The organism is Candidatus Chloroploca sp. Khr17, assembly GCF_004138165.1.
In the GTDB taxonomy this organism is placed as follows: Bacteria; Chloroflexota; Chloroflexia; order Chloroflexales; family Chloroflexaceae; genus Chloroploca.
The window spans coordinates 1-26,075 of sequence record NZ_RYFF01000034.1; the positions used below are offsets into that span (position 1 = coordinate 1).

Consider the following 26,075-nt stretch of genomic DNA (forward strand, 5'->3'; position numbering starts at 1 on the left):
GCGCACCTTCGATCGTCCGCTGCCGGTATTCTGGTTTGTGTACGTTTGACACCATAAAAAAGTGACACCTGGTGAGGCGCCACGGCCTTGAAGGACTCGGGAATCGCGTAGAGCTTGCCATCGAGGCTCATACCCTGAATCGCGGTCGGCGAAACATTCTCGGCCTCGAGCATCGGCACATACTCGGTCAGATCGGCGAGCAAGCCGGCCCGGATCTGGTCGCCGAGCGAGTCATTGGGGGCAATGAACATATCGGGGCCAGCCCCAGAAGTCACTTCATTCTGGAATTTGTTGAAAATCTGATCGAAGGGGATCTGCAACATATTGATCGTTGCATCGGGATAAGCTGCCCGTGCATTGGCAATCAAGGTATTGATGGCTTCCTCTTCGGCACTGCCCGTACCATAGGCATGCCAGAGGGTGACTGTGCCAGTCAAACCCGAGGGTTCTTCAGGCGTTGTCGGGGCCGATGGTTCGGTCGGGGCCGGTGGAGGAGTAGCCGTCTGGCCGCCACAGGCAACCAGAAGAAGCGCCAACAAAGTTGTTAGCGCAACAAACGAGACGAACCGCTTCATGTTTTTTGCTCCTTAGCAAGGTAACTGGCCAACGTCGGCCAACGAAAGTTTAGTTGCACTTGCAACTATCTAATATGCAACTTTTCGCATTGTGAGTATACTACGTCGTAGGCTGCTCGTCAAGCCTAATTTTGTTGCATATCATGCGTGGTATTATATCGCATCTATGATGCGGAATCAATGGGTTTGGGGCTACGCCCCAAACCCAACGTTATAGGGTATGTTGGGCGGCTTCGCCGCCCAACATACCCTATAACGAGGCTTGGGAGCGGGGCGGCGGCGCGCCAACATGTAGGGGTGGTGCAGCGCCGATCCCGGCAACGAGGCTTGGGAGCGGGGCGGCGGCGCGCCGACTCCTTGGCAGCGGCGAGGTTGCCTAGGCCCAGGCCTGCGAACCTCAAGAATCATGGGGGTGTGCTGGCGAAAACGGCCAGCGAAGCTGGCCGTTTTCGCCAGCACACCCATAAGGTTGCTGCAACTTTACGCTGGGGGCCAACGTATAACCATCAGAATGAACAACGGGTAGCACAATGGGTGCCAAATCCGCAGGATACGTGCAAAGGATATAATGATGAATATCAATCAGAACCAGGCCCGTAACGCCGGCCTGATCTTGATCGTACTTGGGGTGGTGGCGATTTTTAATCTATGGGCGCTGATCCCACCAGCATTGCTTGCGTTGGGTGGCGTTGCCATCTATCGTCGCCAGAAGGCACTCGGACGGACTGGTGAGGCTGTGCAGGGCTTGCTCTGGGGCGTTGGTTTGGCAGCCTTGTTGGGTTTCAATGTCTTTACCCTGCCAGGTGTGTTGTTGCTCGCCGGGGCAAGCCTGTTGCTCCGTGGTCGTGAGGCCGCAGCCGAGGCACGTTTGTTTGCCACCGTCGGTCGCTTGAGCCGCCGCCGCACACCAGTAACCCCGACGGCACAGCCAACGATCGTTCAGCCGGCGCAGCCGATGCTGCCTGCCGAGCAACTGGAGCAGCCATCCCGTACGAATGAGACCGTTCGTCTATCATAGGTGTTTACCCTTGAGGGCGTTCCTCCCACCCGCTTCTCCCGGTGGGAGGAACGCCCCGGCTTTCGCCCGCTTGAGCGCACGTTTGCATGGGCATGCGAATACTGCTATACTACGCTCAGATGTGCGAATGCACTCGTGGTGCGCACCACGAGCCACGGTTTGCACGTTGCCAACGGAACCTTCGGGCGTTCCGGCAGGGAGCCCGCTGCCGGGTAAAAGGTTGACGGTCTGCGCCACGCATGACACCTTTCGTTGTGCAGGGCCAGGGAAAGCGGAAAGATGAAAGACGAAAGCTGAAACATGGATCATTTTTCATCTTTCATCTTTCCGCTTTCATCTTTCCCCCGGCCTCTTGTGCTGCGTCGCCTCCGGGCGAAGGAGCGAGCACAAGCCCACCTGCTTGAGCGGTGGGTATCTGACAAGAAAGTAGAGAAGCCCTTCGATGGCTATGGGCGGTCGCCCATCCTACCCACCACCACCTCGCTTTCTACGCCCGTCCCGCCGCCAGCGCCGGGGCGGGCGTGGGCGTGTTCGCCATCCGATCCTGGCCTTCTTCTGGCGGCTGAGCCTGGCGTTTATCCAACTCAGCCTGCTTGCCGTGCTCATAGTTGCCGCCACTGGTACCTGGCTCTACTATCGCTACGCCCGTGACCTGCCCGATCCCCGCCGCATTAGCGAGTATCGCAGTTTTGAAACAACCCGTATCTATGCCAGCGATGGCACCACCCTGCTCTTTGAACTCGTTGATCCCCAGGGCGGTCGTCGCACCCAAGTCGCCTTTGACCAGATTCCCCCGATGCTCAAAGATGCGACGATTGCCGTTGAAGACGCCGATTTTTATGTCAATCCAGGCGTTGATCTACGCGGAATTATCCGGGCTGCGCTGCAAAATTATCAGAGCGGCGAGATTGTCAGTGGGGCGTCAACGATTACCATGCAACTCGTGCGCAATCTGTTGCTCGATCCAGAGGAACGCGCTGAGCAGAGCTACGAGCGCAAGCTGCGTGAGGCGATCCTGGCCTATCGCGTGGCGCAGACCTATAGCAAAGATCAGCTTCTGAACCTCTATCTCAATGAGGTCTATTACGGTGCCCAAGCTTACGGCGTGGAAGCAGCCGCACAAGCCTATTTTTCAAAGCACGTTGGTGAATTGACCCCCGCCGAAGCCAGCCTGATCGCTGGCTTGCCTCAGTCGCCCACGACCTATAATCCCTTCACCAATTTCGAACTCGCCCGCGCCCGTCAGCGCATTACCCTGAATTTGATGGTGCAGCAAGGCATGCTGACCGAAGCCGAGGCAGAGACGATCTATGCCGAACCAATTACCCTCAAGCCGCCCCTAACCGATCTCGTCGCGCCCCATTTTGCCTTTTATGTGCGCGACCAACTCGAGCGGCACTATGGCCCCGAGTTGCTCTATCGAGCGGGCTTGCAGGTGATTACGAGCATTGATCTCGCCTGGCAAGCCGAGGCCGAACAGCTTGCCCGCGAGCAGATCGCCCGCCTCCGTGAGCGCAATGCGTCCAATGCCGCCGTGGTGATGCTGGCCCCCGATGGCCGTGTGCTCGCGATGGTGGGAAGCATTGATTACAACGCCCCCGATGGGCAAGTCAATGTGGCAACGGCGCTTCGGCAGCCCGGGTCAGCCCTCAAACCCTTTGTCTATGCGACGGCATTGCAGCGCGGTTGGACGCCCGCAACGGTGATCTGGGACACACCGAGTCGCTGGGTGTCACCCGAGGGGGTAGTCTACGAGCCCCAGAATTATGATCGCCGCTTCCACGGGCCAATGCGCCTGCGCATGGCGCTTGCCAATTCGCTCAATATTCCTGCCGTCAAAGCACTTGAATACGTTGGCATCGAGGCGTTTGTCGAGCAGATGAGTCGGCTTGGGTTCACGAGTTTTGCCGACCCGAGCCGCTTTGGCCTCGCGATGGCCCTTGGCAGCAATGAAGTGCGTTTGCTGGAATTGACCGGGGCATACCATGCGCTTGGCAATGGGGGGCGATGGCTCAATCCGGTGACGGTGCTAAAGGTGACCAATAGCAGGGGTGAGGTGCTTGAGCGCTGGCAACCCGCCCGCGGGCGACCAGCGTTTGGGCCACAGGGTGAGCAAGTTGCGTATCTGCTGACGAGCATCCTCAGTGACAACCAGGCCCGCCGTTATATGTTTGGGGCCAATAATGTGATGGAATTGCCCGAGTTGATCGCGGCGGTCAAGACCGGCACGTCCAACGATTTTCGCGATTCGTGGGCCGTCGGATATACGACCGATGTGACGGTAGGGGTCTGGGTTGGCAATAACGATTCATCGTCGATGCAAGAGGTCGCCGGGGCCAACGGAGCCGGCCAGATCTGGCGTGAGTTGATGCTCCGTTACCATCAAGGGCGCCCTGCGACGCCCTTTGCCCGCCCAGAGGGGCTAGAAGAGATCCCGATCTGCGCCGATACTGGCGGGCGTGCGGGGGCGGGTTGCCCACGAACGATCAACGAACTCTTTGTGGCAGGAACTGCGCCTACCGAGGTAGATGTGCTCTATCAAACGGTGCGCGTCGGGGGTGATGGCAGTTGCCTGGCGGCGTCGTATACCCCGGCCGACCAGATCCGCGAAGTATCGTTCCCCGTCTATCCGCCTGAGTTCCGTGAATGGGCGGCGCGGAACATGCCCCAGCCGCCAACAACGGTCTGTCCACCGCCAACAAGCCCGGCCGAAGCCGTAGCCCTGATCTATCCACCAGGTGCCAGCGGTGTCATCACGACCACACAAGTCTTTCTCAGTGGCATTGCGCGGGGGCCCTTTAGCCTCGAAGTCGGCCCCGGCACGGCACCAGCACAATGGCAATTGCTCGGCCAGAACAACCTGCCCGTCTTTGATGGTCTGCTGGGGGTCTGGAATACGGCAGGCTTGCCAGCAGGCGACTATACCCTGCGCCTCCAGGTAACGACGCCCGAAGGCTTTAACGTCAGTACCACGCAACTGGTGAGGTACGAACCAGGGGGGCCGTAGGGCAGGGCATCTTCTGTTCGTCCGTGCCGCCCTGTGCGCGGATCGCGTGCATCCGCCCAGACCGTCGGCGTCAACGCCTCGGCTACCGTCTGCGAAGCCGACCTTCGTCGGCTGAATCAGGCCACGCAGGTGGCCTTTGCCAACCAAAAGCCGCGCCGTTCACGGCGACGGAAAAAGATGCAATCGTCCTGGGGAGGCCGTAAAGTCGGCGGCATGTTGGCCGAAAAGTATCGTATAATGCAAGGCATGGTCGCCGGCAAGCTGTCTGCAAGGCATTCAACTGCCACTCTCCCGGGAACCACATGACGACTGACACATCCTTACCACGCCGTGCGAAGTTTTGCCCAAACTGTGGCACCGAACTGCCCCCTGGTGAAGTCCGTTTCTGTATCGCATGCGGCAAAGCTATCGCAGGTGCCCCACCACCACCGCCACCTGACCCAACGCCCGCAAGCGGGGTTCCAACGGTGCGCCTTGCCAATGCCGGCGTCGAACAACAGGTCATTGGCGGAACCGTCAAACTACCGATGTCAGGGGCGGTTCCGCCTGGGCTCTGGGTACTTGATGAACCACCCGGGGCGATGGATGTGGTCGCGATCTACCCACCCCTGCGCCCAGTGCGTGATGGATGGAGCGGGCTCGTTGGGCGAGGGTGGCAGGCAGCCGGAAGTGAGCCGAAAGGCCGCGCCATGGTCTTTCACTTCCGTGCCGAGGTACCCTGGTTTGCTGCGGAAGGATGCGGCCGGGGCATGCGCCTGATCACCAAGGTAGCCGCACGTTCGCATACGCATGATGGCCGAAATCGGCGCGGATTTCGCTTTGGCCTTCACCGCGACGGGCCAATGCAGGTTCTCCAAGCCGCCTGGCAAGACGAGGATGGACAACCCGTCCCTGACCTTGCCATTCCACAGATTCAGTTGATGGCCCCACCCCGCGTCCCACGGGTTTCGGATTATCAAGAGGAGCCAGCGCTGCTTGTCGCCAGTGAGGCGACGCTCTGGGTAGAAGGATCACAGGCGTATGGAGCCTACCGGCTTATGCGGGAAACGCTGGTGCAAGAGCATACGCCGGTCGGGCGGGGGATCACGCTAATCGGGCTGCGTGAAGGGCGTGAAGGCGAACGCCCCTGGTGGGCGCGTCTCTTGCCCGGGATCACGCCCACACGCTATCGCGTGCGCATCATGAATCCGTTCCGGTGCGAATGGCGCCAATGGAAAGCTCAATTGCGTACGATCACACGGGAAGCCGCGAGTCTTGGGCTCAACCTCGAACCGGCCCTGGCCGCCGAATGGTGGCTGGATCGTAATGGGTACGACGGAGTGATCTTTACGCAGGCGCAGGATCGTTATCAAGTCAACCAGGTTGTGATTGCCTTTCGCCGGGCGCAACTGGCGCAGATCAAAGATTAAACCCAATACCTTGCACATAAGGACGAGAAGCCCGGGGGACGGGCACCTGCACGGGGCGCCCCGACCGACCGGGGGACGCGCCCGGGGGACGGGCACCCGTCAAAGGGTTTCACTAGAGGGCGTCAAACCGCCCTGAGGCCCGGGAGGGCGTCTGGATGGCGGCTTCGTCGCGCCAAGGAAACCTGCCAGGTGGGCGCCGGGACACCGCTCCGTTCCCCCACGGATCGCGGCGGTGCCCACCTGGCAGGTTTGATGGGTTGGCACGCCGCCAGATGGCAATAGCGCGCACGGGAACGCCCGTGACCGAGCAGATGAAACCCTTTGACGATGGGCACCCCGTGCGGATGTCCCGACCGACCGGGGGACGGGCACCCGCACGGGGTGCCCCACAGCTTCCGGGAAGCTCTGCGCGAAGATGTCATGGCGCACCGACGTGCCTGCTACCGATGAGCATGCTGCCACCACCGCGCAAGCTTCCCGGAAGCTTTATGACCATGCTATACTGTAGACTTCAAACATCTGGATTAACGTTCACAAATGCTGGCGCTCGCAGATCATGTGGCGCCACCAGGAGGAAGATATATGTCGGGTGAAGTCCATGTACGTGCAACGCTCGCACGTCCCTTTCTTGCCGCTACCACAACGCCACAGGTTGCCTATGCGTTGATTGAGGTGCAACCGACGCAGGTGCTCGCCCGCGTGCGCGTACCCGTCAATGTGAGTTTCGTGCTTGACCGCAGTGGTTCGATGAAAGGTGAGAAGATCGAGCGGGTGCGCCAAGCGACGTCAATGGCAATTGATCGGCTTGATCGCCAGGATATTGTGTCAGTGGTCACGTTTGATCATCGCACCGAGGTACTTATTCCTGCCAGCCCCGTCCAGGATCCACGGTCCATCAAAGACCGGATTAGCCGGATCCGCGATGCAGGCGGCACGCGCATTGCGCCAGCGCTTGAGCGAGGGTTGCGTGAGATCGAGAAAGACCGGAGCGGCGCGATCCGGCGGATGGTGTTGCTCACCGATGGACAGACTGAACACGAGGCTGATTGTCTGCGGCGGGCGGAAGATGCCGGACGCATGGGCGTGCCTATTACGGCGCTCGGGGTGGGCAAAGATTGGAATGAGGATCTGTTGATCGAAATTGGCAATCGTTCTGGCGGCACTGCTGATCAGATCACCAATCCTGATCAGATTACCACCTATTTTCAGAATACGGTGCAACAGGCCCAAAATAGTGCCGTGCAAAATAGCGTGATGAACCTACGCCTGGTACAGGGTGTGGCCCCACGGGCAGTCTGGCAAGTGCTCCCGATGATCAACAACCTTGGGTATCAGCCGATTTCGGAACGCGATGTCAGTGTGCCCCTCGGCGAGCTCGAGACGGGGCAGGGGCGTACGTTGCTGATCGAATTGCTCGTTGATCCACGAGCCGTGGGGTCATATCGCGTTGGGCAGGTGGAAGTCACCTATGATGTGCCCGTGCTCGGTTTGCTCGGTGAGAAGGCGCGGGTTGATCTGCTGCTCACCTTTACCGCCGATCAGGCACAACTCAACCAGGTGAATCCCGGTGTGATGAATATCGTTGAAAAAGTGAGTGCCTTCAAACTGCAAACCCGCGCCCTGCAAGACATTGCCCAGGGCGATGTACAGGGAGGCACCCAGAAACTCAAGAGTGCGGTCACACGCCTGTTGAGCCAGGGCGAACTGGAACTGGCCGAAACGATGCAGAAAGAGATTGCCAATCTCGAACAGAGTGGGCAACTCTCGAGTGAAGGCCAGAAGACGATCAAGTTCCAGGGACGCAAAACGGTACGCCTCAGCGATATTGAGATCCCCCCACAATAACATGTATATTCTCTTGACGAATGACGACGGCTATCAGAGCGAAGGCCTGGTTGCGTTGCGTACCGCCTTGAACGAAGTTGGCGAGACCGTCGTGGTGGCCCCGGATCGGAACTGGAGTGCCGCAGGGCATTATCGGAAGTTGTTTGATCCACTAAGGGCCTGGGAGGGAACGCTCGCTGACGGCAGCGCGGCGATCCTGTGCGATGGAACCCCTGCTGATTGCGTTGCGCTTGGCGTGATGGGTCTCTTGCCACGCAAACCAGATCTGATCGTCTCGGGGATCAATCTGGGGGCCAACCTTGGCACCGATCTGCTCTATTCGGGCACGGTCGCGGCGGCGATGGAAGGCATTATGTTTGAGATCCCTGGCATTGCCGTCTCACAGGTGCGGCCCAAAGAGGGCGACTGGGACTTTCGGGCAGCCCAGCAGGCGGTCATTCGCCTGGTGGGGCTCGCCACCAAGCATCACTTGCCGGCGGGCATTTTGCTCAACCTGAACGCCCCGGCGCGCCCACCCGAAGAGGTCTATGGGATGCGCATTGCCCGCCTGGGGCGGCGGCTCTATCGTGACGAACTCGTGGTGCGCCACGATCCGCGGGGCAAACCCTACTATTGGATTGGCGGGGCCGAGCCCGAGGATTACCACGAAGAAGGTACCGATATTGCCGCGATTGCCGCAGGCTATGTCAGCATCACCCCGGCCCATATGGATCTGACGAGCCACCGTTGGTTGGAGGAGTTGCGCGAGTGGGGGCTTGAGTAACGAGCAAACGTGCGCGGGCCGTCCGGCCCGCGCACGTTTGCTCGTACGGTTGCAAGGACAACTGGCGCTTTGCGCTGGTCAACGTCGCATAGGAGGAGTTGCGGTATGGTACGAGGACGACGGCAGGATCGGCGTGAAGAGCGCCGCGAAGAACGGGCGACCTTTGGGCGCCGAGGGACGGCGACACGCTACCGGGTGCGTCAGCGGATGCTGGCGATTGGTGATGATTTCTGGATCGAAGATGAGTCTGGCCGGCGGGCCTTCAAGGTTGATGGCAAAGTCTTGCGCATTCGCAAGACCCTTGTGCTACAGGATGCCCAGGGCAATGATCAGTGCCGGATTCAAGAGCGTATGCTGCGGGTGCGCGATACGATGCAGATCGAAAGCCCCACCGGCGAAGTAATGGCAACTGTCCGGAAAGCGTTGATCACGCCGATCCGCGACCGCTGGACGGTAAAAATCGGCAATGCGCCGGATCTTGACGTGCGCGGCAATGTGCTCCATCACGAATATACCATTGGTGAAGAGGGACGGCGCGTTGCCGAGGTCTCGAAGAAATGGTTTCGGGTACGCGATACCTATGGTGTCGCCATTGAGCCATCGCAGAATGATGTGCTGATCCTCGCCGTGACGATTGTGATTGATATGATGGCCCATGGTGGAAGGTAGCCCTGAAACAGCAAGAGGAGTCACGCAGATGAAAATTGGACCAATTCAGGTGCTTGCCTTCGAGTTTGAGAGCATTGACAAATTCAAGGGCCAGATCCAGGAAGAACTCGATCACTTGCGAGGACATGGCCTCATCCGGATCATTGATCTGCTTTTTATCTTGAAAGAACATGATGGATCGACCCATAGCCTCCAGATGAGCGATCTGCTCCCCTACGAAGAGGCCGATTTTGGCGCACTGCTCGGGCACATGCTCGGGCTTGATTTGAGTGAAGAAGAAGAGGCGCTGGCAGGTGAACTGATTGCGGATATCGTTGGTGAGGCCCCAGGCCAAGGGATGGGGATCGCCGAGATCCGTGAGGCAGCAGCGACCATCCCGCCGGGCAAAGCTGCGGCGTGGCTGATGGTAGAGCATACGTGGGCGATGGGCCTGAGTGCGGCGATCAAGGGGGCCGATGGCTATCTGGTCGCCCAGGGTTTCCTGACGCGTGATGCGCTGCTGGCCGTCGGGCGCGAGATGCACGCCATTGTTGAAGCCGAAGTGAGCATCGAGCGTGCCGAAGCACTCCGCGGGGCTGCGATGCTTGATGCACTGAGCACCGTGGCGGCCGCTGAGCAATTAGAGCAAGCCGCGATCAATCAGGCCACCGCAACGATGGTCGGGGTGGAAGCCTTCCGTACCGCCATTGCCGCCGAGGCCGTGCGTGCGCTTGTTGTGGCCGGCCTGCTCGAAGAAGCTGACGCCCCCGAGGCGATTGAGACATTGGTGGCAGCCGAACTGATTACCGAAGCGGCCCTCGATGAAGCGCTTGAGGCAGCGGATATGGCGGCGGCTGAATTGGCAACTGAGTGGTAGTTTTTGTACCGTTGGGGGAACTGCTGTGGGCGGTTCCCCCAACGGCACGGATCTGTAAGGAAGGAAGCCTTGGATGAGCCATCTCACCGCTATTGCCTTTCAGGATAAACATCAAGCCGGACGGGTGCTGGACTCGTTGCGACAGTTTGAGAAAGACAAGCTTGTCGAGCTTGATGAGGTTGTCGTACTCGTTCGCGATGAAGACGGGACGCTCCGGCGGATGCACGGCCTCGATGAAACCTTGCCCCAGGTTGGTTCGGCAGCAACGGGGGTGGGCCTGGGCTTGCTGGTTGGCGCACTTGCTTCGCTGCCGATTGTTGGCATGGCCGCCGGGGGGCTACTCGTCAACCGGTTTATGTCACGCAAGCAACTGGCGCGACGGGTACGCCAATTCAACGATGCGATCGAACCCGGGATGTCGGCGCTGTTTGTGGTTGGCAAAGCCGCCAATGCAGAAGAACTGCTCAGCCAATTACAACCATTTCTCGTTGGGGCGACCTTTCTTCAGACCAACCTGCCCGACGAACTGCTGAGCAATCTGAGTGAATCGGTTCAAACCCCGGTGACAACCCTTGATGGCACCGCGCTGAAACGAGTCAAAGTCATCATCAACCCGGCGTCAGGCGTTGAGCGTCCGATCCTTCGTCCGCTCAACCGGATCTTGAAGGAGGCACCTTTCACCTGGGACATCGCTCTGACCCATCGCAGCGGCGATGCGCAACGGCTGGCCGCTCATGCCGCGCTTGATGGCTACGATGCCGTGATAATTTACGGAGGCGACGGTGCCGTCATGGAGGCAGCCAGTGGTCTGACGGGCACCGGCGTGCCGCTGGCGATCATTCCTGGTGGCACGGGCAATGTGATGTCGATCGAACTTGGGATCGAAAACAATATCGAAACGGCGGCTGCGCTCTTGACCCGTGACGAGATTCCTGTCCGCGACATTGATATGGGCGAGGTTGGCGAGCAGCGTTTCGCGTTGCGCGTCGCAACCGGTTACGAAGCACGCTATGTCAAAGAGACAACGCGTGAGTCAAAAGAGCGGCTCGGCAAACTGGCGTATGCACTGACGGCCATCAAACAGGATTTGGAACTGGTACGCTACCAACTGGTGATTGACGGTGAAGCTGTCGAAACCGAGGGCTATACCTGCATGGTAGCCAACTCGGGCAACATCGGCATCGCCGGGTTGCCCTTGCTCTCGCGGATCAGCATCAGCGACGGCTTGCTTGATCTGGTCATCGTGCAAAACCTGAACTACCTCTCGCTCTTGCGCCACAACGTCTCGGCAGATGAAGCAGCCGAGCGCAACAAAATGGTACGTCACTGGCAAGCCCGCGAAATAACAGTGACGACCGAGCCAACCGAAACGCTCATTGGCGACGGTGAAGTTTGGGGCGAGACCCCGTTTACCGCAAAAGTCTTGCCGGGGGCCGTGCGGGTGATCGTGCCGTGACGGTTGACCTGTAGTGACGCAAAGGCGCAAAGGCGCAAAGCACGTCGCACGCTTGGCGAGACGCCAAGCGTGCGACGGATGACTGGGCCAGAGGTGGAGATGGAAGCACAAGCCAGTGGCAGTTTGAAATTACTCCTGCTCGAATGGACCGAGTTTGTCGCGCTAGGGATCGAGCTTTTGGCCGTCACGATTATTCTGATCAGCACAATCGTGAGCACTGCGATCTTTCTGCGTGGTTTCATCAAAGGACAGTCACGCGTCGCGATCTACGAAGCCTACAAAGTCCAACTTGGGCGTGGCCTGCTGTTGGGGCTCGAACTATTGGTTGCAGCCGACATCGTGCTGACCGTTGTCCTTGAACCAACCCTGGCCAACGTCGCGGTGCTCGGCATCTTAGTTCTGATTCGCACCTTCCTGAGCTGGTCAATCGTGGTTGAAATCGAGCACCGCTGGCCGTGGCAACAAGCATCGCGCCATCCAAAGAGCGACAACAGCGCTTAAAAGAGACTCCAGAGTTGCTGGTTGGTTACTTCGTGGTGGAACTGCACCTCGGCGCGTTTGATCACGTTGCCAAGCAACCGCGGGCAGCGCTCAGCCGAGGCCAGCTTTTGCTCGAGGTAGCGGGCTTTGGCCGCTTCGCCCAGCAGGTCAGACATATACGTGCTCGCCCGGAACCGCTCGAGGGCGTCATAGATATTGGCTGGCAAAAAGTCGTTGGTAAAGGGGGTCGAAGCACGACGACTGCCATGCAAGCCGGTACGGAGCAACGCATAGATCGCCATGTACGGATTGGCATCGGGGGACATTGAGCGAACTTCGATCCGAGCCGAGCGAGCATTGCAGAGCGGAATGCGGATCATTGAACTCCGATCAATCGCCGAGGTCTTGACCTGATTTGGAGCCTCGTAGTGAGGATCAAGGCGGCGATAGGCATTGACACTGGGGTTCAAGATCAGACAGAGATCCTGCGCCGCTTCGAGGATGCGCTCGACAAACTGCCAGCCGAAGGTAGAGAGGTCGTGGTGCCCATCGGCGTCATAAAAGAGGTTGGTATCAGCCTGGCTCACGGAAAGGTTGGTATGCATGCCACTGCCATTCACGCCAGTGACCGGTTTGGGCAGAAAACTTGCCGTCATCTCGAGGCGATCGGCGATCTGGCGACAGATAAGCTTATACAAGAGCACCTGATCAGCGGCAAGCGTGGCCTCGGCATACGAATAGTTCATCTCGAACTGGGAAGGGGCCACCTCAGGATGGTCTTTTTCATTATCAAAGCCCATCGCCCGCTGCACCTCGGCGGCACTGTCAATAAAGAGGCGTAACGGATCATTGGGCAGCGTATGATAATAGCCACCGGGGCTCACAAATTCAAAGCGATCCGTCTCGCGGAAGCGCTGCTCGGCATTGCGCCCCTTGAAGAGAAAGCCCTCGATCTCATTGGCGACATTGCAGATCAACCCCTCACGGGCATAGAGATCGCCCGTAAAGGCCTTGAGGCGAGCCCGCATATCAGCACTATAGGGCATCCCATTGGGTTCTAACACATCACCAAAGACGAGCACCTTGCCTGGCCCAAAGACATCAGCAGGGAGCCAATAAAAGGCGGGCCAATCAACGGCAAGGCGCAGGTCACTCTCGGCCTGCCGCGAGAAGCCACGGATCGACGAGCCATCGAAGGTAAGATTATCGGAAGAGGAGAGGAGAAACTTCTTATCATAGTCGAGCATATGCAAGCGACCTTCGAGATCGGCAAAGCAGACCGTCACGGCCTTGATGCGTTTCTCATCAGTCAGATAGCGGATGCGCTCTTCGCGAAGCTCATCAAAAGGCCTTCGCGCCATCCGCTTGCGCTTCACCTCAAGGTTCAGTTGCTCGAGTTCATCATACGGAATTTCCAGAAAATCGCGGAGTGGGGTATGCATGGATTGCCTCGTCTTACAGGACTTCTACCATATAAGGAAACTTTGTTGACAGACTATTGAGTAGGTCGTATTGTCACCCTGAGGACTACATGGGCTTTGGGGCAGTGCTGCCGTGAGCAACAGGGTGAGCACTCGTCAGACCTCACAGGTCTGTGTAGCATAAAGATGCCTTCAGCGCCGCGCCAACTCTTCGCGGAGAGAGAGCACCTCGTGATGGGCATCGAGCAGTTGACGACGCAACTGAATAATGACTTCGACGCCGGCCAGATTGACGCCGAGGTCATCAACGAGGCGCTTGATAAAACGGATCTGTTCAATGTCGCGATCACTGAAGAGGCGAATATTGCCCTTGCTACGAGCGGGACTGATCAGGCCGCGACGCTCGTACATCCGCAAACTCTGCTCGTGCAAGCCAGTCAACTCGGCAGCGACCCGAATGGTATAGGTTGGTTGCACACGCCTCAACTCACCGTTCATGATGCAGCTACCTCCCGAAGCTGGCGCAATTGCAGAACGAGTTCGCGTTCTTGAGGGGTCAAACCAGTCGGCAACTCGGCGCTGACCGTGACATAGAGATTGCCACGACGGTCAGAGCGCATCGTTGGCATGCCCTGCCCACCGAGGCGAAAGACACGCCCATTCTGGGTCTGCTCGGGAATAGTCAGGTTGAGCGTCTTGCCTGCTAGCGTCGGGACAGTCACCTGACCCCCAAGCATCAACGTATAGAGATCGGCTTTCACTGTGATGTGAAGATCATCACCACGACGCTCGTAGCGCGGATGCGGCTGCACCTTGACGACCATATAGAGGTCGCCACGATTGCCCCCATTCAAACCCGGGGCACCTTCACCGGGGACACGCACACGATTGCCGGTATCGACCCCAACAGGAATTTTGACCGTCACCGTACGCGGGGTTCCGTTGCTATTCGAGAACTGCACACTACGCTGCGTACCACTGAACGCCTCTTCGAGGGTCAATTCGACTTCCTGGTCAATATCGTGACCATTCATACGGACATTGAAGCCCGAGCTGCCAGCACGTCGCCCTGATCCACCGCCAAACAGCGTCTCGAAGATATCGGCAAAATCGGTACCGCTAACATCAGGCCCAGGGCCGCCTGCTTGCTCGTAGCGGCGCCAGTCGCTGCCAAAGCGGTCATATTTCTCACGCTTTTCGGAATCCGAGAGCACCTCATAAGCTTCATTTATTTCTTTGAAACGCGTCTCGGCCTGTTTATCCCCAGGATTGATATCCGGGTGATAGGTACGGGCCAATTTACGATACGCCTGTTTGATCTCTTCCTTCGAGGCGCTACGATTCAAGCCGAGGACTTGATAGTAATCTTTCATTATTTGCCTTGCCTTGCTTGTAGCAGGCTATCACCTGCACACCGGTTCTTGTGCTCAGCATAGCAACCCGCTTTGCGGGCTGCTATGCTGAACAGACAAGCGCGCTTGCTGGGGGCGCAGCCCCAAAACCCACCATCTTGTACCAATTCTCTTGATATTACACCCACACGTATTGTACAAACTTGATAGGATCATTGTCAAGGTTTTTCTGTTAGAACGGTGTTAAGAAGATCAAACCCATGCGGCAGGCGCGAGGGAGCGCACAAAAAAAACCTCTGGCATAAGGGCCAGAGGGAACGACCATTGCCGGATTATTACCGCAAATCAAGCGACCTGTGTCTCCCAGACATTGGTATGACGAAAGATCGCATAGGCAGCAAGGTCACGAATCGAATGGTGGAGCAGATCACGTTCCATCGGGTCATCATACCGTGAGACAAGTTGATCGATCGACTCAAGCCGTTCTTGCACCGGGTCGTAACGATAGACCGGCTCACCATTCGAGACTGCGGAAATCAACATAATTCCGTCGTGCGCCATCTCGCTCAACGCTTGCGAAACACTCCATATATCGCGACAGACACGGTCGGCAATAGCGCGTGCTGTTGCTTCCATACGGGGATTTTCGTAAAACATCATGAGAAGATGTAGTTTCACAGGCGAGTCAATTGCCTGTTCAAGTAATTCCTGAACCATTGGATCAACCATTGCCATGCCTCCTCAAACGTGTGATCGCCAGTGACCACAGGGGCACCGGGGGGAACCCTCATTTCACACTTCGATTTTTGCTACTCTAAGGGAAAGCAGGCTCCTGCAAGCAGGGGAGGAGCAAGAACCTGGAGGACTGTACTCAGCTTATTCGTGATAACGCGGAGATGAATGTTCTGTAAGCTGAACACAGTATACACGAATTATCTGTATTTTGCTAGAGGGCATTGTTGGTACGAAAGTACCGGCTACAGGGTCTGGGGCGGTGTTGCGGGCGTTGCCCGTGACACCACCCCATAGGCACCGAGGCGTAGTAGGCGCACAACGTGAGGGTTGACGCGCTGACCCGCCCTTACCCCTGATCGGCGGCGAGAAAACCGAGGAGGAGGCCGTGGAACGTTGCTTCGGCTTCGATCATGGGGAAGTGGCCGCAGTTGGGGATGACGACCAGTTGCGCACCTGGGAGGGCCTGGTGAGCAAGTTGAGCATACTTCACGGGAAACATGCGGTCTTCGGCCCCCCAGATGATCAGAGTTGGCTGTTTGATCTCGGCCAGGTGCGCCCAGAGGCCACTCGCTTTGAGGTCAGTGGAGGCATAGCTGCGACTCAGGGCGAGCATCGTCTGACGCACACCAGGATCGCTGAGCGTTTGCCGCCCCCGTTCGATCAATTCAGGGGTCACGTACTGATCCGGATTGGCAAAAGCCGCCTTAAGTTGCATACGAATAAGCCCCGGTCGCGAGGTCAGCGACAGAATGGCTTCACCGAGCCAGGGCAGCGTACCACCTTTGCGCATAAAGAACGGGATCTGCATAAAGCCTTCGCTGTCGGCAATAAGCAGGCGCGTGATCCGCGTCGGATGCAAGATGGTGGTCGCCAGAGCCAGTTTGCCCCCCATCGAATGGCCCACGAGAGCAACCTGATCAAGACCAAGGGCATCGAGCAAGCCAGCGTGCAGATCGGCATAATGGTGCAGGCTATAGGCCGCCCCACCTGGTTTATCAGAGCGGCCAAAGCCGAGCAAGTCGAGCGCAATGGCCTGGTAACCTGCCTTGACCAGACGTGCAATCGTTGGACGCCAATCATCCGCATTAACGGCAAAACCGTGCAACAAGAGCACAGGCGGGCCTTCGCCAGCCATCAGCACACGGAGCCGCAGCCCATCAACGGTAACCATTGTTTCATCAATGCTGAACTCATCCGCGATCAGCGACGACATACGGTTCTCCTTTCGTTCGTCGCCATGTTCCTTATGCCACAATGCCACAACGAAACGCCATGACACAACGCAGCACAAGCTATTGTACTACAGGTACCGATTAGCCTCACCAGGCTTACGCATCGGGATAGCGCTGGCGCAGCACCGAGCGCGTCTGCGCATAACAACGACGCAGTTGGTCAATCAGTGTCGGCACATCGTTATCAGAGCGAACATCCTCAATTTGCTGGCAAATAGACCCCATTGCCTGCGCACCCATCTGGCGACTGCCCCCACGTAAGCGATGGGCTTCAGCCTGAAGCCGAGCGCGATCGTGTTCGACGGCGGCTGTTTCGAGGGCAGCGATCTGGGAGGGGATGCTCTCTTCAAAGAGATCAATCATGGTTGCAATAGCTTCGGGGCCATCCGAACCAAGGGCCGCCTGCAATTGATCAAGGATCTTCCAATCAAAGATTGCCTCGTGCGGCTGAGGGCAAAGGGGTAAGGCTTCAGGTTCAGGCTGATTGCCGAGGGGCGCATCACCAAGCACTCGTTTGAGATCACTCAATTGCACTGGCTTGCAGAGGTAGTCATCCATCCCGGCCTGCAGAGCGCGCTGACGGTTGGCCTCAAGGGTATCGGCGGTAAGTGCAATAATGCGAGGCTGGTTGATCGTGGTACCAAGCTCACGAATCATACGGGTCGCTGTTTCACCATCGAGTTCAGGCATCTGCATATCCATCAGGATGACATCATACGGATGCTGCTTGACGGCTTCGAGCGCTCGTTGACCATTGTTGACCATGGTCACCTGATGGCCCATCCGACGCACAACGCGATCAATCACCTGCTGATTGATCGGGTTATCTTCGGCGATCAGGATCTGCAAGGGATGATCAAACTGAACGTGGAGTTCTACTGGCTGTGGTAACAGATCTTCGGTGGCAAGCGCAAAGGGCACACGCACCGTAAAGGTGGTGCCAACTCTGGGGCTACTCGCGACCTCAACGGTACCGTGCATCAAATCAAGCAACTGCCGCGTAATCGCCAGACCAAGGCCAGTCCCCCCATACCGACGCGAGGCATTGTTGTCGACCTGCACAAACGGCTCAAAGATATGTTCCGACTGCGCAGCAGTCATCCCAATGCCCGTATCGCGCACCTCAAAGGTTATCAGCACGGTCCCGTCAGCACAGGGGAACGCATCAGCCGTGAGCGTCACTTTGCCCTGATTGGTAAATTTCACCGCATTGCCGAGCAAATTCAGCAGCACCTGGCGAAGGCGAGCTTCGTCGCCGACGAGCACGCGGGGGAGATCGGGGGTATAGGTATAACCGACGGTCAAGCCTTTCGCCTGGGCGGTATGTTTCACGAGATCGACCGTCGCGGCGAGCGAGGCATAGAGGTCAAACGGTGCCAGAGCGAGTTCGAGGCGGCCCGATTCGATCCGTGAGAGATCGAGGATATCGCTGAGCACAACGAGCAAGGCCTGGCCACCTGTATTGATCGTATCAGTCAAGAGGCGTTGCTCAGCGGTCAGTTCACTATCACGCAGCAAGGCAGTCATCCCAAGGACCGCATTCAGGGGCGTGCGAATTTCGTGGCTCATATGGGCAAGAAAAGCGCTTTTGGCCCTGGTCGCGGCCTCGGCGGCATCACGGGCCTGGGCAAGCTCGTGGGCGGCCTGCTGGCGCTCGGTAATATCAAGCGACAGACCATCCCAGACGATACTCCCATCGGCCTCACGGCGCGGGCGCGACGAAATATAGAGCCAGCGCTCGGTGCCATCGGGCAAGATGAAATGCACCACTTCGTTAAAGAGGCTCATCGCTTTGAACGAATGCAATTGAGCTACCAAGACGCGTTCACGTTCATCAGGGCTGATCAGATCATGCAATACCGACGAATCAACAAAGACCTCCTCAGGAGCAACGCCAAGCACCTGTTGCACGCCACCGCTAATGAAGAGATAGGAGGGTTGCATCGTCTGATCATGACGGTATTGATAGATGAACCCATTGGGCAAATTGTCACCCACAGCGCGTAGTTGAGCCTCACGTCTGCGCAGGTCACTCGACATCTCCCACTGTTGGAGAAACGCTGAGATCATCTCAACCGCCGTATGCAACAAGCGTATGGTTGGTTCATCCCATGGCCTGGTTGCGTCACGATCACTCGCGACCAGATAGCCACGCCAGATACCATTGATGAAAACACCGGCAAGGCAGAGATTTGGGCGCTGATTGGCGTGGAAATAGGCGTAGAGCGAAGAATCGGGGGGAACGAGGTCATCAATTAGGCCAGTAATAGATTTGCCTCGTTGCAGATGCTCAAGGAGTTCTGGAGGAATATCGACAAATTCAACCGGACAAGCCTGATAGGGTGATGCAGCTTGATCCTGAGCGACCAGTTTGTGCTCGGCAATGCGAAAGGTTTCATCGGCGACCGGAAAGAGATTGATGCTCAAGCGGGTACAACCAATCGCCTGACGCAGAAGCGCAATAGCCTGTTGCACGACTGGTTGCCAGTCAGCAACATCCGTACTGGCGACAAGCAACATCCGTGAGCACTGTTCGAGGACTTCGGCATAGCGCAACTCGCGTGCGAGGGCCAACTCAGCTTCTTTACGCACGGTAATTTCCTGCACCGTACCGCTAAGTTGCACCACAACCCCCTCACGGATCACCGGTTGCCCCTGCGCACGCACCCAGATCCGGCGGCCCTGCGCCGTAATGAACGGCAACTCGAGATCCCAGGGGGTACCATGTTCCAGACCTTCATTGATCGCCGCCTGCAAGACGGGGCGAGCTTCGGGGGCATAGAAATTGATTGCCTCGTCAAGAGGAGGAGGTTCGCCCACGGGCAGATCGTGGATAGCATAGACCTGTTCCGACCACTGGACACGCCAGGTCGGGCAATCAAGCGTCCAACCGCCAACGCGGGCGATCTGGCCCACCTCGCGCAACAACGCTTCACGTTCTTGAAGCGCCCGAGCAGCCTCCCAACCCTCCACAAAGGTCACGATCATCTCAGCAGCCGTACGCAGCAGTTGCAGCGCACCGGCATCCCATGAACGGCACCGCTGGTAGTCGAAGAGCATAATGTGACCCCACCAGCGCTCTTGCAGTTGCACCGCCTGAATGCAGAGTGATTTGAGGCCGCTGGACTCACAGGCACCCTGATAGATGGGATGGTCAGGAAACTGGCCTGCCACCGGGCCATTGTACATGCCACCACCCTGTTGCCACACATTCAACACAGGAGGCAAATCCCGAACCGCTTCGGCAGGAAAAGGGCGCGCTGGCGGCAAACCAGGCCGATCATTGCCAGCCAGATTCTGAAATGCGCGCTTCAATGTTGCTTCACCCAGCGCATAATGAGGATACCGGGCGAGCGAAATACGATCCGCGTCTACCGCTTCACGGACAATGCCCAGCGCCTCATTCAAGGTCTGCTGCAAGGCTTGCTCGTTCTCCACCGCGATCAACAAGATCCGCGAGCACTGCGCCAGCGCCTCGGCATACTGCAACTGCCTGGACATCCGCTGCGCGGCCTGCTTGTACGAGGTAATATCCTGGACAGCGCCAGCATAATGCGGCACACCAGACGAGGCCTCGATCTTGCCGAGCAGACGAACCCAGATCGGTCGCCCGGCCAGCGTGAGGCTCGGAAGTTCCAGATCATACGGCTCACCGGTGGCCTCGAGCCGATCACATGCCTGGCGGAGGGTCGCCCAGGCTTCTGGGGGATAGAGTTGCTGCAACAACGCTTGATCAATCACCGTACCCAGGGGCACCTCGTGGATCCGGTACAACTCATCAGTCCAGGTAATCAAGCCATCGCGAGGGCCATAGGCCACCCCACCGACACTGGTGATATGCTGCGTCGCCTCAAGAAGAGAGAGCGCACGGCGCACCTCAGCCGTACGCTGGTCAACCTTGGCATCAAGGGAGGCATTGACCCGTTCTAACTCGGCGAGCGTCGCACGGGTCGTCTGGAGACTCGTTTGCAGCGCGGCAAGCAGGGAATTGACCATCAAGCCCAGGCCGGCGGCGATCGCAATGATCAACAACACATTATTGGTCAGCACGCGGGGATCAGTCACGTTACTCAGCGCAACATAGGGATACGGCAAAAAGCCAGAGGCAAACCCGGCAAAGACGAGGGCGACCCCCATACTCCCCAGAATCCCAATCACGAGCGCCGGGCGTGAACCGAGCAACAAGACCGCGAGCACAACATTGAGGGCAAGCAGGGCGGCATTGATCCCATAGAAGCCCATCGTCGCGAGCGCAAGCAGACACCCGAACAAAAAACTCCCGAGCAAGAGAAAGCTGCGCAGCCGATCATCAAGGCGAGGCAAGAGCGCCAGCACCACAACCAGCACCGCAAAACAAAAGCTCCACACGGCCATCGGCCAGCGTCCAAACTGGAGATGCAGAAAGGCATCAAAGAGCAGGACGGGAATCCCAATGAAGGCAAAGATCTTGAGCAGCAGGCTGATCGTGCGCTGACGCCAGACAACGAGCGGATCATCACGCAAAGTTTGTTGAGAAGTTGAGTGCGATGCAGGTACCATAAGCTACCAACCATATGTTCAGGTCTGTCTAAGATGGGCATAACAGACAACCCGATTACGGCCACGATGTTTCGCCGCATAGAGCGCATGGTCGGCAGCGGCAACCAGAGCATCGAGATCAGGTAACTCGGCAGAAGTGTTGGCAACCCCAATGCTCATTTGGAGCGCAATCTGTTGATGATTGGGCAACACAAGCGGCTGCGTCGCGATCTGTTCACGCATCCGCTCGGCGATACAACACGAAGCTTCAACACTAGTTCCAGGCAGCAGCACCAGGAACTCTTCACCACCCCAGCGTCCCACGCGGTCATACGAACGCAAGACACTGCGCAAAAGTGACGCAACATGGATCAGGGCCTGATCGCCAATAATATGACCATAACGATCATTCACCTGCTTGAAGTGATCAATATCAAGCAAGGCAATCGCCAGCATCTGACCGGTGCGTTTGGCACGATTCAATTCGAGATGGGCCTGACTCACCACGCCCTGACGATTAAAGAGCCCGGTCAGCGGATCATGATCAGCCTGATACTGAAACTCATTCGCCAGTTCTTGCAGACGAGTATTGGCCTCACGCAGATCTTGTTCAAGGCGAAAGATCCGGGAGGCAACCGCGAGGCGCGCCCGCAATTCATCGGGGTCAACCGGTTTGACCAGGTAATCGTCGGCGCCGGCATCGAGACCGTGGATGCGGTCGGTACGCTGATCGCGCACGGTCAACAAGAGGCACGAGATATAATGAGGCAAAGGAGCAGCGCGAATGCGGCGGATCAGGCTGGGGCCATCGAGTCCGGGCATTTGCCAATCGGTAATCAACAGCGCAATATTTTCGCGCTGGATCACCTCCCATGCCTGCAACCCATCTTCGGCAATCAGAACCTCATAGCCAAAGGCGCGAACAAGCGCACACACCGCATGACAGACGAGGGGATCGTCATCGGCAACCAGTACGCGCATCATTGCTTTTCCTTCACCCCACGAGACAAGTTTTGCTATAGCACTGCTATATCGTCTAGGGCTACTATAGCTGCAATACCTTAATCATGATACCATGAATATGTATCGAGAGAACTACCACTCAATGAACGCGATACGGTCGTCAAGCGCAACGACTACGCCGAGGCCGCCATCCCCGAGTACTGGATTGTCGATCCTACGAGCGAGACGATTACGGTGCTGACCCTGGTTGGTTCATCGTATCAGGAATACGGTCTGTTTGCCCGCGGCACCACGGTTAGGTCGGCCTTGCTGGAGGGGTTGGCCTTGTCGGTTGATGCTGTGTTTGACGCAAACTGAGGCAATGGCACGTTGCCTCAGTTTGCGTCAAGATCAGGTTTTGCGCCCTAGAACCAGTATCTTGCAAAGAAGGCGTTTGTTTTGACGCAAAGGCGCAAAGGCGCAACGTTTTTCGCGTAGGTGAGCGAACCCTCTACGGGGCGAGGCTTACACCAAGGCGACTGAGTTGGACGCGGTTGGCCGGCGGTAGATCGGGGTGGTCTTCGAAGCGGGCACGTTCGAAATATTGCACGCTCAGGGTGCGTCCGTTTTCGACGGTTTCGCTGGCTGGTTCGCTGATGGGGAAGCCAAAGGTCGCGAGGCCACCATTGCGTTCCCAGTAGGCCCGAAAGGGTGGGCAGAGGCTGTGGCGGGTTTCGGGGAAGTAGCGACAGCCTGCGGGTGCCCCGTCAACGGTGGGGAGGTTGCGCCAATCAACCCCCTGGCGAGCGAGGTATTCAACCCCGACGAGGCCAATCAGTACGTCGTTGGGCGACCGGTGCTGAGGATGGCTCTCGAAGCGGGTGCGTTCGAACCATTGCACGATCCGTTCGACCCCGTCGCTGCCGCGTTCGAGGCGTTCGGGGGTGATGGGCAAACCGTAGATCGCCAGTCCGCCGCCGCGCTCCCAGGTGCGCAGGAAGCTGCCGCGGATGCTCTGCCCGGTTTCGGCAAAGCTGCGACTGCCGCCAGTGACCTGACGGATGTAGATCGGGTGTTCGGTGATGGTCAACCGGGCCACACCTCCGCCAAGTTCGCGCAGCCGTCCATCGCGTTCGATTAGGGTTGCACTCAGACCGGCAGCTAGCGGGAAGTCGACCGTGCGCTGACCGCTGATTGTCCAGAGCACGTCAACGACGCCGCCGTCGGGCAGGGTGAAGCGATGGTTCGCGAGTACACCCTGGCGGTGGAGTGATCCGGTGCCCTGGTAACGGGCAAATTGAAGTTGCGAAACCATCGTGCCATAGGCTTGATAGGCGGGTTTGGGGCTCAGGTCATCATTGAGAATAGCGGCAGGCCCCCAGGGTTGCTGGCCGCCCTTGAATTTATCGCTGAATTGAAAATAGCTGACGTGTTCGATACCCGCAGCCGCGGCGAGCACAAAGGTGCGTACCATATAGTTGGCCTGTTCTTCGCCATTCTTGGCAAACTGGGGCGGACACGCACTCCCGCAGGTGCTCCAGCCTACTTCGGTAATCCAGATCGGCTTGCCGCCACCGCGGGCGGCGACCCAGCGCTTGGCCAGTTCGAGGCGCCCGGGGATGGTGACGTCGAAGCGTTCACGGGGATTGATGAGGGCGGGATTGTCGGGGGCGTGGTCGATGAGCCAGGGATGGATCGAGAGCACATCAAAGCTGTCCCACCCGGCAAGGTCAACCACCCGATCGAGGAACCCCTTTTCGCCGACGGCATCGAAGACATAGACGCCACCGACAAGCACCAGGGCAGTCGGATCGGCGGCTCGGATGGCCGCTGAGGCTTTGCGAAGCATTTCGGCGTAGGCGACAGGATCGGCCCTGGGCAGCCATGTTCCGTCCATATCGGGTTCATTCCAGATTTCCCAGGCGGCGATCCGTGGTGAGCCAGGGGCATCTTGGGAGCCATCGCCATCGTAGCGTTCGACGACCTGGCCGACCCAGCGGGCAAAGGCGTCCATATCAGTTGGCGCACACCAGTACGCGGGTTCGTTGACGCGGCGAGCGTGCGCGACACAGGCGGGATCGCGGTACTCTTCAGGAGTTGTAAGGAGCATGCCAATAATGCCAATGCCAGCCTCGGCGAGCATCGCGATCCGGCGGTCATAGAAATCGTTCCGGGCCTCACGGCCCCAGCATGCCCAGCAGATCTCTTCACGCGTCCAGCGTGCGCCAATTGTCCCAGCGAGGCGGACGAGTTGGGCAGCTTCGGCTTCAGAGCGTTCGCGCCCGGTGATATACATATTGAGGCCAAAGAGTGAAGGTGGCAACCCTGGCTGGCGTGCTGCGAGTGGGGCTGCCTGGACGATTGGGGTAGCGGGGGGTAACAGGCCTATGGTAATCAGGATCATTATGACAATGATCATCAGTGGAGACAAACGCATCATGTGGGGGAAACCTCATTGGGCCTAAGAGAAGGCTTTAGGAAATAGGAAATAGGACGAAGCGGCACGTTTCGTCGTCGGACTAAGCGGTCTGTAACCTAAGTTTTCTGGGGTCGTTCGCCGACCACGAATGGGGGCACGAATAAACGAAGAGCGCATGGGGCAGCCCATCTTCGTTTATTCGTGCTCAGTATTCGTGGTCGGCGGCGCGACCGGAAAACTTACTTCACAGACTACGAAGCGGTGCGGTTGAGCAGTCGGGTCATAGGATACCATATCTCGGCGTTTCGTTTTAACGCAGAGGCGCAGAGGCGCAGAGGCGCAAGGGACTTGACGCCAGAGCTAGATTCGGGGTACCCTCAATAGTATGAACACAACAAAACGCATCATTCTCACTGGGGCAACCGGGTTGGTCGGACGGAAGCTTTTTGCGGCGCTACGCGAGCGCGGCTATGCGGTCGTTATCTTTTCGCGCAATCCTGATGCGGCGCGTCGGGTCTTGCCAGGGGCGGCGGAGTATATCGCGTGGTCGCCGGCGGAGGATGGCCCCTGGGCGGCGGCGATTGATGGGGCGCATGCCATTATCAATTTAGCCGGGGCACCGATTTCGCAGGGGGTGATCGGTGTGCGGTGGACACCGGCGTACAAAGAAGAGATTCTGAGTAGTCGGGTGATCGGGACACGCGGATTGGTGAAGGCGATTGCTGCGGCACAAAACCGCCCGACGGTACTGGTCAATGCCTCGGCGGCGGGCTTTTACGGGTATAGCACCACGGCCACCTTTGATGAGGACTCGCCGGCAGGCAGCGACTTTGTGGCCAAGGTGAGCATCGCCTGGGAGCGTGAGGCGCAACGGGCGAGCGAGTATGGGGTGCGGGTGGCCTTTATTCGTACCGGCATTGTGCTTGATCCTGACGCCGGGGCGCTTGGGCAGATCTTGATCCCGTTTCGGGTGCGCGCTGGCGGCCCGATTATGCCGGGCGCGCAATACTATTCGTGGATTCACCCTGATGACGAGATCGGGCTCTTTCTCTTTGCGCTTGAGAACGAACAGATCAGTGGCCCGCTCAACGGTACAGCCCCAAACCCCGAGACCAACCGCGACTTCTCTGAGATTCTCGGCAAAGTGATCGGGTCGCCCTCGTGGCTGGCGGTGCCCGAATTCAGCCTGCGGCTCACGCTTGGTGAAATGGCCGATCTGGTAGTCAAAGGCCAGCGCGTCGTACCGAACCGGGCGCAAAAACTCGGGTATACCTTTGCGTATACGGAATTGCGTCCGGCGTTGCAGGATCTGCTCGGGTAGGTTCAGGCTCTGCGCCTTTGCGCCTCTGCGTTAAACTCAAGCACCCTTTTTAACGCA

19 protein-coding genes and 1 pseudogene are annotated in these 26,075 nt (G+C 58.2%); 11 read left to right on the forward strand and 9 right to left on the reverse strand.

Annotated features, from left to right (window positions below):
- Positions 1–575 (reverse strand): extracellular solute-binding protein (locus EKD05_RS17750; RefSeq protein WP_129675201.1); only part of this gene is annotated, 575 nt, incomplete at its 3' end.
- A gap of 568 nt (positions 576–1,143) precedes the next feature.
- Here EKD05_RS17750 and EKD05_RS17755 point away from each other — a divergent pair.
- The 9 genes from EKD05_RS17755 to EKD05_RS17795 all read left to right on the forward strand — a co-directional run bounded on the left by EKD05_RS17755 (position 1,144) and on the right by EKD05_RS17795 (position 12,099).
- The gene (locus EKD05_RS17755; protein WP_205703971.1) at positions 1,144–1,593 is read left to right on the forward strand and encodes a hypothetical protein; all 450 of its coding nucleotides are present in this window, start codon (positions 1,144–1,146) and stop codon (positions 1,591–1,593) included.
- 442 nt (positions 1,594–2,035) lie between these two features.
- Positions 2,036–4,600, forward strand: a complete 2,565-nt coding sequence (locus EKD05_RS17760) for a PBP1A family penicillin-binding protein (protein WP_240695837.1) — start codon at positions 2,036–2,038, stop codon at positions 4,598–4,600.
- Positions 4,601–4,902: 302 nt separating this feature from the next.
- Positions 4,903–6,009, forward strand: coding sequence for a zinc ribbon domain-containing protein (locus EKD05_RS17765; protein ID WP_129675204.1), 1,107 nt, complete (start codon positions 4,903–4,905; stop codon positions 6,007–6,009).
- 582 nt (positions 6,010–6,591) lie between these two features.
- Positions 6,592–7,854 carry a VWA domain-containing protein gene (locus EKD05_RS17770; protein ID WP_129675207.1) on the forward strand — a complete coding sequence of 421 codons (1,263 nt, stop codon included), beginning with the start codon at positions 6,592–6,594 and terminating at the stop codon, positions 7,852–7,854.
- Between the two features lies 1 nt (position 7,855).
- Entirely contained in the window at positions 7,856–8,617 is a 762-nt protein-coding gene (surE, locus tag EKD05_RS17775; protein ID WP_129675210.1) for a 5'/3'-nucleotidase SurE, read from the forward strand.
- Positions 8,618–8,722: 105 nt separating this feature from the next.
- Positions 8,723–9,286: an LURP-one-related/scramblase family protein gene (locus tag EKD05_RS17780; RefSeq protein WP_129675213.1), complete on the forward strand. Its 564-nt coding sequence runs from the start codon at positions 8,723–8,725 to the stop codon at positions 9,284–9,286.
- Between the two features lie 28 nt (positions 9,287–9,314).
- Positions 9,315–10,142, forward strand: a complete 828-nt coding sequence (locus EKD05_RS17785) for a hypothetical protein (RefSeq protein ID WP_129675216.1) — start codon at positions 9,315–9,317, stop codon at positions 10,140–10,142.
- A gap of 73 nt (positions 10,143–10,215) precedes the next feature.
- On the forward strand, positions 10,216–11,598 hold the full coding sequence (locus tag EKD05_RS17790; RefSeq protein WP_129675219.1) for a YegS/Rv2252/BmrU family lipid kinase: 1,383 nt from the start codon (positions 10,216–10,218) through the stop codon (positions 11,596–11,598).
- Positions 11,599–11,697: 99 nt separating this feature from the next.
- Positions 11,698–12,099 (forward strand): DUF1622 domain-containing protein, encoded by a 402-nt coding sequence (locus tag EKD05_RS17795; RefSeq protein ID WP_129675222.1) that lies wholly within the window; start codon positions 11,698–11,700, stop codon positions 12,097–12,099.
- On the opposite strand, the gene EKD05_RS17800 is transcribed toward EKD05_RS17795, so the two are convergent.
- From EKD05_RS17800 to EKD05_RS17830, 7 genes are all read right to left on the reverse strand, one after another.
- Positions 12,096–13,520, reverse strand: coding sequence for a glutamine synthetase family protein (locus EKD05_RS17800; RefSeq protein WP_129675225.1), 1,425 nt, complete (start codon positions 13,518–13,520; stop codon positions 12,096–12,098). The two genes, EKD05_RS17795 and EKD05_RS17800, sit on opposite strands and share 4 nt — an antisense overlap.
- Before the next feature lie 171 nt (positions 13,521–13,691).
- Positions 13,692–13,997 (reverse strand): MerR family transcriptional regulator, encoded by a 306-nt coding sequence (locus tag EKD05_RS17805; RefSeq protein ID WP_129675228.1) that lies wholly within the window; start codon positions 13,995–13,997, stop codon positions 13,692–13,694.
- Positions 13,994–14,872 (reverse strand): DnaJ C-terminal domain-containing protein, encoded by an 879-nt coding sequence (locus tag EKD05_RS17810; RefSeq protein WP_129675231.1) that lies wholly within the window; start codon positions 14,870–14,872, stop codon positions 13,994–13,996. Before EKD05_RS17810 ends, EKD05_RS17805 begins: the two co-directional genes overlap by 4 nt.
- A gap of 324 nt (positions 14,873–15,196) precedes the next feature.
- Complete coding sequence (locus EKD05_RS17815; RefSeq protein WP_129675234.1) at positions 15,197–15,580, reverse strand: hypothetical protein; 384 nt, start codon at positions 15,578–15,580, stop codon at positions 15,197–15,199.
- Positions 15,581–15,932: 352 nt separating this feature from the next.
- The gene (locus tag EKD05_RS17820) at positions 15,933–16,799 is read right to left on the reverse strand and encodes an alpha/beta fold hydrolase (protein WP_129675237.1); all 867 of its coding nucleotides are present in this window, start codon (positions 16,797–16,799) and stop codon (positions 15,933–15,935) included.
- 115 nt (positions 16,800–16,914) lie between these two features.
- Positions 16,915–21,357, reverse strand: a complete 4,443-nt coding sequence (locus EKD05_RS17825) for a hybrid sensor histidine kinase/response regulator (RefSeq protein WP_129675240.1) — start codon at positions 21,355–21,357, stop codon at positions 16,915–16,917.
- 18 nt (positions 21,358–21,375) lie between these two features.
- Complete coding sequence (locus EKD05_RS17830) at positions 21,376–22,320, reverse strand: diguanylate cyclase (RefSeq protein WP_129675243.1); 945 nt, start codon at positions 22,318–22,320, stop codon at positions 21,376–21,378.
- 135 nt (positions 22,321–22,455) lie between these two features.
- On the opposite strand from EKD05_RS17830, the pseudogene EKD05_RS17835 reads away from it, so the two are divergent.
- Positions 22,456–22,656: pseudogene (locus EKD05_RS17835) on the forward strand (Uma2 family endonuclease); the annotation flags it as partial.
- A 133-nt stretch (positions 22,657–22,789) separates the two neighbouring features.
- Here the strand turns inward: EKD05_RS17835 and EKD05_RS17840 are convergent.
- Positions 22,790–24,718: a cellulase family glycosylhydrolase gene (locus EKD05_RS17840; protein WP_129675246.1), complete on the reverse strand. Its 1,929-nt coding sequence runs from the start codon at positions 24,716–24,718 to the stop codon at positions 22,790–22,792.
- A 364-nt stretch (positions 24,719–25,082) separates the two neighbouring features.
- On the opposite strand from EKD05_RS17840, the gene EKD05_RS17845 reads away from it, so the two are divergent.
- Entirely contained in the window at positions 25,083–26,018 is a 936-nt protein-coding gene (locus tag EKD05_RS17845) for a TIGR01777 family oxidoreductase (RefSeq protein ID WP_129675249.1), read from the forward strand.
- The last annotated feature ends 57 nt before the right edge of the window (positions 26,019–26,075 follow it).